The following is a 14,535-nucleotide window of genomic DNA, read 5'->3' on the forward strand; positions in this document are numbered from 1 at the left end:
GCTTACCGCAGCTTTAGGGTTACAATACATACTACCACCAATAAGATCTGCACGATCCAGAACCTTGTTACGATCTTTGCCTCATGATATCCCAGTTTCTGGTAATGATGGTGCAGCGGGCTCATCAGGAAGATCCGGCGCCCCTCTCCATATTTCCTCCTGGTATATTTAAAATAGGTTACCTGGAGGGTTACGCTCAGCAATTCCACAAAGAACACACCGCAGAAGATCGGGATCAGCAATTCCTTATGCACAATAACAGCAATGGAGGCAATAATCCCTCCCAGTGTTAAACTACCGGTATCGCCCATAAACACCTGGGCCGGGTAGGAGTTATACCACAGAAAGCCCACACAGGCCCCAATCATCGCTGCCAGGAAAATAGACAGCTCACCCAGGTTGGGGATATACATGATATTGAGATAGTCCGCAAAATTGAAGTTGCCACTGGCATAGGCGAAGATGCCCAGCAGCACCCCAATCAGCGCGGAGGTACCCGTGGCTAGTCCATCCAAACCATCCGTAATATTGGCCCCGTTGGATACAGCGGTAATAATAAAAACCACAATCAGTATATACAGTACCCATGCATATTCTTTCAGTGCCTTGGGTAAAAAAATAGCATAATCAAGTTCATGGTTCTTTACAAACGGGATCGTTGTAATGGGCGCCTTGGTAGCTACAAAATGCTTGGTCCGGTTGTTCACGGTTTTTGTGATCACTTCCGTTTGAGCAGCATCCGGGGTTCCTATATACTCCCGCCAGATCTTCACATTACTGTTAAAATACAAGACAGAACCTACGGTAATACCCAGTACCACTTGTCCAAAAATCTTAAACCAGCCCGCCAGGCCGTCCTTATCCTGCTTTTTATAGGCTTCTCCTTTTTCACGGGCTATACGCTTGGCGCGGAGTTTCAGGTAATCATCCAGGAAACCGATGGCTCCCAGCCAGATGGTGGCAAACAACATCAGCAGGATATAAACGGTATTCAGCCGTGCAAAAAGCAAGGTGGGCACCAGGATACCAAGGATAATAATCACCCCTCCCATCGTGGGTGTTCCCTTTTTTGCCTGTTCTCCTGCCAGCCCCAGGTCCCTTACAGATTCTCCTACCAGCTTGCGGCGCAGCATATTGATGAGCCGTTTACCAAATATCAAAGTGATGGTAAGTGCCAGCAACACCGCCATCATTACCCGGAACGTAATAAACTCCATAAGGTTCCGGCCGGGAAAATTGATACCGTTTTGCTTAAACCACTCAAATAAATGATATAACATACTTAATGTGCTAATTAGCTGATGTGATAATGTGCCAATATTCGGTTTTAAAGTTTACAGGCTGAAATGTTGACAAGGGATTATCCCTGTTAACCTATAAACTTATAAACCTGTCAACCCCAAACTTTACTTCTCCAATAACTCAAATATTTCCCTCAACACTTCGCGGTCATCAAAATGATTCCGTACCCCGTTTACCTCCTGGTAGGTTTCATGTCCCTTACCCGCCACCAATACAATATCCTGCGGGTTGGCCAGGCTGATGGCGGTTTTGATGGCTTCCCTTCTATCTGCAATGGAGAGGCATTTTCTCCGGCTTCCCGCGGGTACGCCGGCCTCCATCTCTTTTATAATTTCCTGCGGATCCTCGTTCCTGGGATTGTCGCTTGTAAAAATGATCTTATCACTGTATTCACAAGCCACTTCTGCCATCACCGGGCGTTTGGTCTTATCTCTGTTGCCCCCACAGCCTACTACCGTAATCACCTGCTCAAACCCTTTTCGTAATTTTTTGATCGTGGCCAGCACATTCAGCAATGCATCGGGCGTATGTGCATAATCCACAATCCCGATCACATTCGATTTGGGCGCTACCAGGTACTCAAATCTTCCGGCAGCACCGTTCAAAACACTCAGAGCCTGCAGCACGGCGGTCTTTTCCTGCGCCAGGCAAACTGCAGCGCCATATACTGCCAGCAGGTTGTAGGCATTAAACTCCCCGATGAGGCGAAAATGCACTTCCTGCTCGTCTACCATCATGTGCAGCCCCATAATATTATTATCCAGAATTCTTCCCTTAAAATCACTGGTAGTTCTGAGGCTGTATGTTTTTACGGAAGCGCGGGTATTTTGCAACACCACCAGGCCCCGCTTATCATCCACATTGGTCAACGCAAACGCATCATTTGGCAATTGATCAAAAAAAGATTTTTTTACGCGGATGTATTCATCAAAGGTTTTATGATAGTCGAGGTGATCATGTGTAATGTTGCTGAAGATGGCCCCGGCAAACTGCAGCCCTTCAATCCGGTGCTGATGAAGGGCATGTGAGCTCACTTCCATAAAGGCATAGCTGCAGCCCGCATCCACCATCCTGCCCAGCAGCGCATTCAGGCTTACCGGGTCCGGTGTCGTATGTGTGGCTTCCAGTGTTGCTTCACCAATGCGGTTCTGCACCGTGCTGATGAGGCCACAATTAAAACCCAGGCTGCTAAACAGCTGGTACAGCAGGGTGGCAATGGTCGTTTTCCCGTTGGTACCCGTTACACCCACCAGCTTCAGCCGGGTAGAAGGCTGTCCGTAAAAATGATGCGCCATAATACCCGCAGCCGCGGCGCTGTTGGCCACCTGTACGTATACTACACCGGGTCCGGACTGTTCAGGAAGGGTTTCGCAAACCACAGCTGTTGCTCCGTTCTGCACCGCGCTGTCAATAAAGGCGTGCCCGTCCACCCCGCCTCTCACGGCCACAAAGACCGCACCGGGCGTCACCTTCCGGGAGTCAATAACTACCGCGTTTACGTCAACAGCCGTACTTCCCTGTACTGCCAGCAATGGAGTTTTATATAATATATCCTGTAGCTGCACCTGCTTTATTTATGCCAGATTTAAAATAACTGCCTGTCCTTTTGCAAAAGAAGATCCCGGGGCAATGGATTGCCCCTGCACCTTTCCGTTGCCATGTATTTTTACCCGCAATCCCATCTGCTCCAAAAGGCGGATGGCGTCCCTGAGCCCCATTCCTTTTACACTGGGCATTACATTGGAGCGTACGGCATTGCCGGTAATTACGGGCTTGAATTTTTTTGCGTACACGGTTGCCCAATGGCTGGTCTCCAGTGAGTCCACAAACGGAACATTCAGGATGCCCAGCACATTCTTGATGGCCTTTGCGCTGCCCGCATAAAAGTAGTTGGTGCTGTCCTTTGCACCTTCATAGCTTTTGGGGGTTTTGCGTTCCACATACATGGAATATATTTTTGTGGCAATCTCCCGGAACACCGGGGCTCCTATCTGCCCTCCGTAGTGCAATGCCGCACCGGGGCTCGTTCTTACCACTACAATGCAACTGTATTGGGGGCGGTCTGCCGGAAAGTATCCCACGAACGATGCCTGGTAAACATTGTTCCCGTATTTGATAGCCCCGTCCGAAACATGCGCCGTGCCCGTTTTCCCGGCCACTTTAAACGGCATGTCTTTAAAAGGTATTTTTCCCGTACCTTCTGTAATCGCCATTTCGAGGCTCTCCCGTGCAGCCTTCAATGTGCCGGGCCGGGCAATAGACTCCTCCATTACCCGCGGCTGAATATCTTCAATCACCACCCCCTGGTTGCGCACACTGCTTACCAGGTAGGGGCGCATCATTTTACCGCCATTGGCCACTGCATTATATAAAGTCAATGTTTGCAGCGGGCTTACGTTCAACGCATATCCAAAGCTCATGGTCAGCATATTCATCAGTCCGCCATTATTTTTTGCAAGCGGCGCCATTTGCGGCCTGGGCAAATGTGCCAGGTCAACGGGCGAGCGCTGGGTCATATGGTATTTCTTCAGGTAGTCTCCGAATTCTGAAGGATTGCTTCCAAATGCTTTCAAGGCAACTTTGGCCATGCCAACATTGGAGCTGTGGGCCACACATTCCTCAATAGTAAGCACCGGCTTTGGAGAGCGCTCCGCATCCGTAACCATACGCGGCCCCACCTGCATCCTGCCCGCCATTCCTACTTCCACCAGATCATTGGGTTTCGAAGTACCTTTATCCAGGGCCGCCAGGAGAGTCACCATCTTAATGGTAGAGCCGGGCTCGGTTACCCGCAGCGCATAATTATCGTTTTCCCAATAGGTAGTATCTCTTAGGTTACGACCCAGGTTGGCGATCGCCTTTATTTTTCCGGTTTTGGTTTCCATTACAATGGCCGTTCCATATTCGGCGTGGGTCGATTGCAACATGCGCAGCAGGGCCGTTTCCGTAATGTCCTGCATATTTACATCCAGCGTGGTATAAATATCCTTCCCGTTTTCCGGCTCTACCTGGAACCCTTCCACCGGTACCGCCCCACCGGAAATATAGCGTACCACACGCTGACCGTTTTGCCCGTTAAGCAGACTGTCGTAGCTCATCTCCAGCCCCACGTTCATCTTCTTCACCTTACCGTTACTGTTCACATACTCGCGGCTGAGCCCAATGGTACGGTTGGCCAGCAAACCAAAGGGAGCTATCCGCCTGCTGGATTCTTCCACAACAATGCCGCTCTTATTTTTGCCCAAACGGATGAGCGGAAAATCACGCAGGGCTTTATAGTCTTCAAATGAAATCTTTTTCTTCAGGGCGTAATAACGGCTGCCTTTTTTATAAGCCTCATCAAACTCCTTACGGTATTGCTTAGCCGTTTTATCTTTAAAATAACCGGCCATTGCTGTAGCAAAAGAGTCAATATATTCCTTATATACTTTCCCGTTTTTCTGGCGCAGGCCCTCCGCCATAAAGTCCATATAAATATCAAACTGCGGGAGGGATGTGCTGAGCATCTGGCCATCCTCGCTAAAGATGGTTCCCCTGTCGGCATTGATTTCCACAATTTTCTGGTGCATACTGTCGCCCATACTCCTCCAGTGATCCCCTTGCACCTGCTGGATAACGGTTGCCCGCCCCAGTACCAGTACGCAAAGCAGCACAATCCCTATAAAACAGAGATATACCCGCCACAATATGTCTTTCTTAATTTCCAATACTCCTTAATATTTATGAGTGGTTTGCATATATTCCTCCAGCGAATCCTTTAATACATAAGGCGACTCCTGCAACTCATTCAATCCAAGCGGCTGCAATGCCTTTGCCAACTCACTGGGTTTGCTGCGAAACATTACTTCACTCTTCAGGCTCTTATACTCCCATTGCAGCTCCTTTACTTCTTTTGCCGTGGTATTAATCTTTCGCACGGTTTTGTCGGCCATATGCCCGTTGTAGATATACACCACGGCCAAAAAAGCCAGGTAAAACAGGAAGGGTACCTGGTTTACAATGGACTGGTAGTTCAACAACTTCTTCCAGTTCCACCTGGATTCTTTTTCTTTTTTATCTGTCAATTTTTATTTTTTCAGCTTTTGTACTTCTATGGTCTTCCTTGTGTCACTCCCTTCAGCACCTTGTCATCTATCAGCTGGAACCTGCCGGCCAGCAGTGAAAAGTAAAATGAAACGGCGCCGGGCAACTTTTAACTTTAAACCTCAAGCCCTTTCCGCCACCCGCAGCTTCGCACTTCGTGATCTTGTATTTCTCTTAAGTTCCTCTTCTCCCGCGGTTACCGGCTTGCGGGTGATGAGCCGGAATACTTTTTCGGTGCTATGCTGCACAAAGGGGTTATCTTCCTTTTCTTCAAAACTCCCATCCCGGAAGAACTGCTTCACCAACCGGTCTTCCAACGAGTGAAAGGTGATGATGGCAATACGGCCGCCGGGTTTCACCACTTCTTTTGCCTGCACCAGCAGATCCTTCAGCGCCTCCAGCTCCTGGTTTACTTCAATGCGCAATGCCTGAAAAACCTGGGCAAAATATTTGTTCGGGTTGCCCTTTACCACTGCCCGCAAGGCATTTTTGAAAGCATCGATCATTTTGAGCGACACCTGGCCCCTTACTTCAACAATGGTGCGCGCCAGCGTGCGGGCATTGGTAACCTCTCCGTATTTTTCAAACAACTTGTGCAGCTGCTGCTCTGTGTAGGTTTGCAGGATGTCAAAAGCTGTTACCGGCTGCCGGCGATCCATGCGCATATCCATATCGGCATTATAGCGGATGCTAAATCCCCGGTCTGCTTCATCAAACTGGTGACTGCTTACGCCCAGGTCGGCCAGCACCCCATCAACCTCATTAATATCGTGCAGCCGGAGAAAGCGTTTCAAATGCCGGAAATTCTGAGGGATAAACAACACCCGTGGATCATCCGGCAGGTTCTGGGCCGCGTCTGCATCCTGATCAAACGCTACCAGCCGCCCTCCGGCTCCCAGTTGTTGCAAAATAACCTTCGAGTGACCGCCTCCGCCAAAAGTGGCATCCACATAAGTACCTCCGGGCTCAATATTGAGACCCGCGATGGTTTCATGCAGCAGTACAGGAATGTGATAGGAGTCGTTCGGATCAGTTGACAAATGGATAGGCGTTCTTACATTTTTATTCTTTGTCATAACCTGTCAACTTTTAAACTTGTTAACTTTTAAAACCCATTCGCTACAACCCTCCCATTACCTGCCCGGCCAGGTCACTAAATGCATCCGGTGAAAATGAGTCAAAGAACTCTTTGTATTTGGTAGTGTTCCAAATCTCCATACGGTTACCCGCCGGCACCAGCACAATATCCTTTTCAAGCGCCGCATACTCCTTAAGGGTGGCGGGCAATAACAGCCTGCCGGCGGTATCGGGTTCCACGATGGTTGCCCCATTTAAAAAGTAGCGCTTAAATGCGCGTACCTTGGGATCAAAATCATTCAACCCGTTTATTTTTTCCGCCAGCGGGCTCCAGGTGCTGAGCGGGTAAAGACTTAAACATTTTTCAAACCCCCTGTTGATGACAAACCGGTCCGCATCCTCCGGTTGCAGCTGCTTTCTGAAACCAGCCGGCAAAAGGAAACGTCCTTTTGTATCTACTGTTGCCTCGAATTCTCCGAGAAAACCTGTCATAAACCGGGAAACTTTAAATTATTCACTAAACTTAACACAAAATAACACTTTTTCCCACTTACATACCAAATTTTGAATAGATTCATTTATCCACAAATCGGTATCGGCTGAAATACAGTCCTGTATTGACTTTCATCGATTTTAACGACTGTTTGGGAGTTTTTGATGTGGATATACTGTGGATATATGTGCAAAACCGCAGCAAACATTAGGAAAAACTGTGCAATACTACAGGTAACCGGACTTAAAAATGCCCTTCATATTCCTAAATATCAGTAATTTAAATAAGTAAGGCTGAAATCATCAGGAACGCGCCAACTTATTCACATTTTGAGTAAAAAGCCTGTTTCGGGGGAAACCGATGGACAAAATCCTTCCTCCCAGCTCCGGAAGCCGAATCCGCAACATACAAACAACCGTTAAAACATGTTTACATGAAGGTGAACTGGGAAATATCCCCCAATAAAAGGACCCGTAACGATTGCGACGGCCTTGCGGGCACCCGAAGAGAAGAAGAAAATAAGCGTTCTTCCTTACCGGGTCTGCCTCAGGAAAACAATCAGATCATAATTGTCCGCCATCCGAATCCGGCTTTTAATGTCATGAATTTCGTTTTCTGCAGATGTCCGCTATGCGCGTTTAGGATCAGTTTTCCCCCGGGAATCCTTTCTGCGATCTTTTTGATATTCTCAAACATATAGCGATCCCCCACTTCGAAATCATTTTTACCAAACCGGTACCGGTCTGTCTCCGCTTTATCCTTATTAAAATTGCGCAACCATTGGAGCAGCTCCCTGTCAGACAGCATCGGCCTTAAGCCCCCTATATAGTCTACCGTATCTGCACGGCCGTTGATGTAGTCATCCAGTTTTTCGACAGCCAGCATGTCTCCCTCATCCATGATGGCCTTCGCCTTCATTTCCGAAACCAAAAAAACGCACCATCCTGCGGCTGCTTCATCTAAAGCCTGCGCGATCTGCGCCCTGTTTAGCTGGGTCAGCCCCGGCAAACAAATCGAAAAGAGTATCAACAGCAGGTAACATTTCTTCATCTCATTGATTTTGGATAGCAGGCCCTGCACATAAAAGTGCAACGGGCTGGCGTTGGAACGTCAAAAGCCTTAATTGGCCGCCATTTTTAGCGGAACAATAGCTATTTTTGCAAATTAATTTAAGCACAATTAATGAAAGAATATAAAAGGACCTTAATTACGGCAGCCCTGCCTTACGCTAACGGACCCGTGCATATTGGTCACCTGGCAGGCTGTTACATTCCGGCTGATATTTACGCGCGTTATTTAAGAGCACAGAAAAAAGATGTAAAGTTTATCGGGGGCAGCGATGAGCATGGCGTCCCCATCACCATCAGGGCTATGAAGGAAGGCGTAAGCCCGCAGGATATTGTTGACAAATATCATGCACAGATCAAAGATAGCTTTGAGCAGATGGGCATTTCCTTTGATATTTATTCCCGCACTTCCAACCCAGTGCATCACCAAACGGCAGCCGGTTTTTTTAAGGTACTGTATGATAAAGGGCTGTTTGAGGAGCGGGAAACCGAGCAATACTACGATGAAAAGACACATACTTTTTTAGCAGACCGCTATATTACCGGCACCTGCCCGGTATGCGGCAACCCCGGGGCCTTTGGTGATCAGTGCGAAAAATGTGGCAGCAGTTTATCCCCGGAGCAGCTAATCAATCCGCGCAGCACTCTCAGCGATGCTATTCCCGTAAAGAAAAAAACAAAGCATTGGTATTTTCCGCTGCAAAACTATGAAGCATGGCTGAAGGAATGGATCCTCGAAGATCATCAGGAATGGAAAGCAAATGTGTACGGCCAGTGCAAAAGCTGGCTGGACAATGGTTTGCAGCCAAGAGCGATGACCCGCGACAGCAATTGGGGCATTAAGGTACCCCTGCCCGATGCGGAAGGAAAAGTATTATATGTTTGGTTTGATGCTCCCATCGGTTATATCTCCGCCACCAAGGAACTGACAGATCAATGGGCCGATTACTGGTGCCAGGAGGATACGAGGCTGGTACACTTTATCGGAAAAGACAATATCGTTTTCCACTGCATCATCTTCCCCGCCATGTTAAAAGCACATGGCAATTTTGTGTTGCCGGATAATGTGCCGGCCAATGAATTCCTGAACATCGAAGGGCAAAAGGTATCCACCAGCCGCAATTGGGCGGTTTGGGTGCATGAGTATATAAAGGATTTTCCCGGGTGCGAGGACGCCCTGCGCTATGTGCTGTGCAGCAACGCACCCGAAACCAAAGACAATGATTTTACCTGGAAAGACTTCCAGGACCGTACCAATAATGAACTGGTATCGATCTTTGGCAACTTTGTAAACCGCACTTTTGTGCTGATGCACAAGCTTTGTGGCGGAAAGGTTCCGAAACTGCATACAGAACTGCTCGATGATGCAGACAAAGCCATTATTTCGGATATTCAGCAAGCCGAAGCTAAAGTGCAAACCGCGTTAGAAAATTTCCGCTTCCGTGACGCTCTTTTTGAAGTGATCGATCTCAGCCGCAAAGGCAATAAATACATGCAGGAGAAAGAGCCCTGGATCCTGGCCAAACAATTAACCGCCGATAACCCCGAAAAAACGGTTGTTCAGCAAAAGATCGACAACTGCCTGCACCTTTGCCTGCAGCTGACCGCTAACCTGGCTATCCTCATCAACCCCTTCCTGCCTGGCACAGCACAAAAAATGCTGCACATGATGAAGGTGGTGGATCGTATGCTGGATTGGGAAAACGCCGGGAAACTGAATCTCCTTAGCGTGGGCTACACACTGAGGGCGCCGGAGCTATTGTTCAGAAAAATTGAGGATGCAGAAGTAGAAGCGCAACTGCAAAAGCTAAGGGCCGGTAGCGAGCAGCCGGCAGCTATAGGCAATCAGCAATCAGCCGAGCTCAAATCAGAAATCAGTCCCGATAGTTATCGGGATCAGAAATCAGAAATTACGTTTGATGATTTCGCAAAGATCGACCTGCGTACCGGTACCATTCTTACTGCTGAGAAAGTTCAAAAGGCCGATAAATTGTTAAAACTGGAGATCGACCTCGGCTTTGAACAACGGACCATCGTTTCAGGAATCGCATTGCATTTTGCACCAGAAACCTTGCCCGGCAAAAAGGTAGTAGTGGTTGCCAACCTGGCCCCGCGCAAAATGAGAGGTATCGAAAGCAATGGGATGATCCTGATGGCGGAGGACGCGGAAGGCAAACTGGTATTTGTAGCCGCGGATGAAAAGGCGCCAAACGGCGTGGCCATCAGCTAAAAAATACAATTGCCACTGAAGTACAGCAACGCCAACCCTTTATTTTCTGTACTTCAGTGGCATATTTCAACAACCTTTTCTAAAAACGCCCACGAAACCCTCGAAGGATTATAACTGAACAACCGCCCGGCATCCTGTGGCCGGATGGGAATGAATCCCTTTGAGTCCCTCTGCGACCGTCCATTCCTACATTGTTAATACATTGACATTTATACTTTTATTTAGTGAAGTCATTCCATATTTTTTCGCTATTTTTAAGCATAAACCAACAAAATTTTGAAGACCAGGATCCGTCTGAAAGACCTACCAGGCCTGGGCCTCCGGTTCAGGAGAAGGCGGCGCCGCTTTTGGCTCTTTATTTTGGGTATCCTTGTTGCAGCAATTACCGCCTTCAATTTCTGGTTTATTAATCATGCGGAATCGGCGCTGGAGCAGATTGTTGAACTCCAGTCAAAGGGGCGACTTAGGTTAAAAGTAGATAAGTTCAGCTTTAACTGGATCAGGAACCGGATCGAATTGCAGCAGGCCCTCTTTTACTCTACCGATAGCTCCGCAAGATCCATTTACAATGTAAATGTAAAACGGATTACCATAAAAGCCCGTGGCTTCCTGCCCCTGTTGTTTAAAAAGCAGATCCTTATTGACTCCATCCACCTTTATACGCCGGCAGTAACCATTACCCGGCTGAACCGGCGGACCAGGAGGGCCGACAAAAATAGGGGGAGTCCCGGAAATGTTGCAGACGAAAGATTTTCCGTTGCGCTGGAAATGGGGAAAGTATCCAACTCGATCAATGATGCCATTAACGAACTAAAAATAAACCGGTTCATTCTCGATGATGGCAGCCTTTCGCTGATCGACAATACCCGGCCACAGGAAACTCCTTTTGTGGTCAATAAGATCGATATGCGGCTCAATGGCCTCCAGGTAGATAGCACCACCAGCAGGAAAAACAACAACTCCGGCGAAAAGATCCCCTTTACCGATGAAATCTATATACGCTCGCAGGATCAGAACATTATCTTCCCCGGCAACCGGTATATGCTTAGCTTTAAAAATTTTAAATTCACCCTGCAGGATCAACGCGTGGAGTTTGACAGCTGTACCATCCGGGGCACAAAGGACGACAGTTCCAAAAGTGCTTTCAGGATTTACTTCGACAAGCTGCGGCTTACCAATATCAACTTCGACACCCTTTATCACGAGGAAGTGGTGCAGGCAGACTCGGTTTACAGCACCAATCCCGATATTTTCCTGGATATCGACAGCGATCAGAAAGTGTCAAAACACAATAATAAAAAGATCCAGAAGATCGATGACCTTCTGCAGCAGCTGTTTGGAGATGTAATGCTCAATTACGTAATTGTGCAAAACGTCGGCATCAACATCAATACGATCCGGAAAGGAAAAGTGAACACCTTTACTTCGAGCCATAACAATTTTGAACTGCAGGGACTGATGATCCGCCAGAGCTTTGACCAGATGGTAAAAGTGGACAAATTCCTGATGACACTCCACAACTATGAAACCCGCCTGCAGGATGGCAGATACGCCCTGGCTTTTGACAGCATACAGTTCCTCAATGATGCCATCAACCTGACGAAGTTTTCATTTAAAGAATACGATAAAGGAAAGCTGATTAACGATATACAGATGCCGCGGTTTGAACTCCGGGGGCTTTCCTGGGAATCCTTATTATACGACAATTTTTTTAGTGCCCGCAGCGCGTTGTTTTTAAATCCAAAAATCGAATACTCGCTGAAATCACCCGGGTCCAAAAAAGACAAAAGCATCTTCCACACCCTCAGCAACATTGGTTCTGTAATGAACCTCGATGCATTGGGTATTGAAAATGGCAACATCCGTCTTAACCTGGGGAAAAACGCAACCCTCAACCTCATCGATGCCAACCTTTCCGTTATGCCCGACGAATTAACGGCCTCCAAAAAGGTAAAACATATTCAGCATTCTATTAAAGTTTTCAACTTTAATAAAGGTGTATTAAAACGAGGGGGGCTCCAGGTAACACTCAACCAGGCGGCCCTGGATGAAAACAAAGGCATCAGGGCCGCCAGTCTTGCTATTCAGGGCAGCGGTATCCAGGCCGCTATAAAAGATACGCGCATCGGCGACCTGATCCTCGACAGTACCAATCAGCGATTATCGGTTTTCGGCATCCGGTGGCGCAATGCCTCCATACAAGTCAACAAACAATCTCCCGCAGAAAAAACGCCAAAAAAAAGAGCGCTGAACCATTTGCTGATCCATGATCTTGACGGAAAAAACACCAGCCTCCGGATCCATAATGTGGACCAGGATATCAGCGGGCAGTTTCAATCGTTTAGGATAAAAGAGCTCCGTAAAAACAAACATGCAGATATCATCGTAAAAGGCCTTGCCCTTACCGGCAGCGATTTGCTGGTAACCGGTCCCGGAGAGCATATAGCAGCGGAACGGCTGTTTCTGCAGGATAGTGCAAACAGTAGCTTACAAAATTTCATATTTGAGAAAACAACCGCCACCGATTCCATCCGTGTAAAGATCTCCCAGGTTATGTTTGTCCCTTATATGAACCGGATCATCAACGGCCATTTACAATTACAGAAACTTACACTTGCCAACCCGGATATTAAGGGGCATTTTACCAAAAAAGATCCTGAAGAAAAAAAGGAACTGCCTGAAATCATCCTTGGCGAAGCATTATTGCAGCGCCCCAAACTGGAACTTCGTTTTGTAAATAAAAAAAATGAAACCAATACCATCCGGTGGAATGGCGTTCCAGAGAATAGCTACCTGCGGATCCATGATCTGGCATCGGATCACAATACACTTGTCAATATCGGAAAGCTGGAGGCTTACCTGACCAATTTTGAGTTCCTGAATAACAGCAACGGCAACCGCTTTGCAACTAATTACAATAAACTGAACATAACGCTGAACCAGTTAAAGGCTAACAAAAACGAAGCAGGTACGCTGGACTGGAGCACATTGCTGAGCCTGCGCTCTGTGGATCAGTTGGTATTTGACAGCCTTGGGAAAAAAAATGCAGTCCTCAAACTCGATACCGGGGAAGTGCGGAATATATCCCTGAACTCACGCAATCTCCGCAACATTGGCGAAGTGATCAGGGCTAGCAATCAGCTTTATATTGGCAATACCACCGGCAGTTATACAACGGCTAAAAACAGGCTGCATTGGTACAACTTCAATTTTAGCAATGGCTTTTTCAAAGTAGATTCTTTTGATCTGGCGCCCCTGCAAAGCATCGGAGATTACCGGAAAGCAAAAGCATTCAATGAAGACTATCTTACGTTGCGAACCGGAGCCATTAGTGGCGGGCCTTTCGACAATCAGGCGTATGGCGCCGACAGTATTCTTAAAATAGGCAGGCTTCATGCAGATGCGGTAAAGCTTCTTTCCCTCAAGGACAAAACACAGCCGGATACTGTCAAAAAGTATAAAGGCCTGCCGGTGGCTCAAATCCTGAACATTCCCCTCAAAATAAATATAGATACGGTTCGTATTTCCAATGGCAATATCACCTATCAGGAAATCAACCCGGTTACCGGTAAACCAGGAATCATTCCTGTAACCAATTTCAACGCGCGGCTATATCCTTTAAGAAATTATGGCTTTAAGCTTTCCGACAGCCTTTATATCGATGCCCGGGCAAATGTGCTCGGCACACTAAGCACACGCTTATCCATTCAGCAATCCTACACCGACCCGTTTGGGCAATTCCGCATGCAATTGCATACCGGCGCACTGGACCTGAAGCAATGGAACGAGGCCCTGCTTCCCCTGGCAAGTGTCGAAATATTGCAGGGGCAGCTGGACAGCCTTAGCATGACGGGAACCGGCAATGAGGATTATTCTACCGGTATAATGCAGATGTATTATCGTGGATTAAAATTGCGGCTGATGAATCAAAAAGACCAGGACAGCCAACGTTTTTCTGATAAAATTATAAGCTGGGCAGCCAACGCCATTATTCTCCGGAAAAACAACCGGGGTAAAAATTCACGGGTCTTTTTTGTCCGGATTAAAGACAAGTCCTCCATTAATTTCCTCATCAAGTCGGCCCTCGAAGGTATTAAATCCAGTATTGGAGTACCGGGTGTTAAAGGCAGGGAACGCAGGTATATGAGAAGCAGGCGGGAATAATTTAAAAACTTATTGTTCCTTTTTTAGACACTGTTTCATAAAGTGTGTAAGTTAAAATCGAGTCATAACGGATTCGATTTTTTAACTTTAAACACAATATGCACAAATGAAAACGGAAG

The 14,535-nt window shown here is 47.3% G+C and carries 9 protein-coding genes; 2 read left to right on the forward strand and 7 right to left on the reverse strand.

Features of this window, described 5'->3' with window-relative positions; all coding sequences use genetic code 11:
* Nucleotides 1–2: 2 nt before the first annotated feature.
* The 7 genes from mraY to GGU45_RS21630 all read right to left on the reverse strand — a co-directional run bounded on the left by mraY (nucleotide 3) and on the right by GGU45_RS21630 (nucleotide 8,005).
* Nucleotides 3–1,280 (reverse strand): phospho-N-acetylmuramoyl-pentapeptide-transferase, encoded by a 1,278-nt coding sequence (mraY, locus tag GGU45_RS21600; RefSeq protein WP_435228329.1) that lies wholly within the window; start codon nucleotides 1,278–1,280, stop codon nucleotides 3–5.
* 126 nt (nucleotides 1,281–1,406) lie between these two features.
* Nucleotides 1,407–2,867 (reverse strand): UDP-N-acetylmuramoyl-L-alanyl-D-glutamate--2,6-diaminopimelate ligase, encoded by a 1,461-nt coding sequence (locus tag GGU45_RS21605; protein ID WP_435228331.1) that lies wholly within the window; start codon nucleotides 2,865–2,867, stop codon nucleotides 1,407–1,409.
* Nucleotides 2,868–2,876: 9 nt separating this feature from the next.
* Complete coding sequence (locus GGU45_RS21610; protein ID WP_435228333.1) at nucleotides 2,877–5,009, reverse strand: penicillin-binding protein; 2,133 nt, start codon at nucleotides 5,007–5,009, stop codon at nucleotides 2,877–2,879.
* Nucleotides 5,010–5,015: 6 nt separating this feature from the next.
* A complete protein-coding gene (locus GGU45_RS21615; protein WP_435228334.1) occupies nucleotides 5,016–5,366 on the reverse strand; it encodes an FtsL-like putative cell division protein in 351 nt (116 codons plus the stop codon).
* A 141-nt stretch (nucleotides 5,367–5,507) separates the two neighbouring features.
* Complete coding sequence (rsmH, locus tag GGU45_RS21620; RefSeq protein WP_435228336.1) at nucleotides 5,508–6,461, reverse strand: 16S rRNA (cytosine(1402)-N(4))-methyltransferase RsmH; 954 nt, start codon at nucleotides 6,459–6,461, stop codon at nucleotides 5,508–5,510.
* Nucleotides 6,462–6,504: 43 nt separating this feature from the next.
* Nucleotides 6,505–6,954, reverse strand: a complete 450-nt coding sequence (gene mraZ / locus GGU45_RS21625) for a division/cell wall cluster transcriptional repressor MraZ (RefSeq protein WP_435228338.1) — start codon at nucleotides 6,952–6,954, stop codon at nucleotides 6,505–6,507.
* 559 nt (nucleotides 6,955–7,513) lie between these two features.
* The gene (locus GGU45_RS21630) at nucleotides 7,514–8,005 is read right to left on the reverse strand and encodes a hypothetical protein (protein WP_435228340.1); all 492 of its coding nucleotides are present in this window, start codon (nucleotides 8,003–8,005) and stop codon (nucleotides 7,514–7,516) included.
* A 132-nt stretch (nucleotides 8,006–8,137) separates the two neighbouring features.
* On the opposite strand from GGU45_RS21630, the gene metG reads away from it, so the two are divergent.
* A complete protein-coding gene (gene metG, locus GGU45_RS21635; RefSeq protein ID WP_435228342.1) occupies nucleotides 8,138–10,252 on the forward strand; it encodes a methionine--tRNA ligase in 2,115 nt (704 codons plus the stop codon).
* Nucleotides 10,253–10,528: 276 nt separating this feature from the next.
* Complete coding sequence (locus tag GGU45_RS21640) at nucleotides 10,529–14,416, forward strand: AsmA family protein (RefSeq protein WP_435228343.1); 3,888 nt, start codon at nucleotides 10,529–10,531, stop codon at nucleotides 14,414–14,416.
* The last annotated feature ends 119 nt before the right edge of the window (nucleotides 14,417–14,535 follow it).

The sequence above is a fragment of the Niabella hirudinis genome (genome assembly GCF_051201075.1).
Classification (GTDB): Bacteria; Bacteroidota; Bacteroidia; order Chitinophagales; family Chitinophagaceae; genus Niabella; species Niabella hirudinis.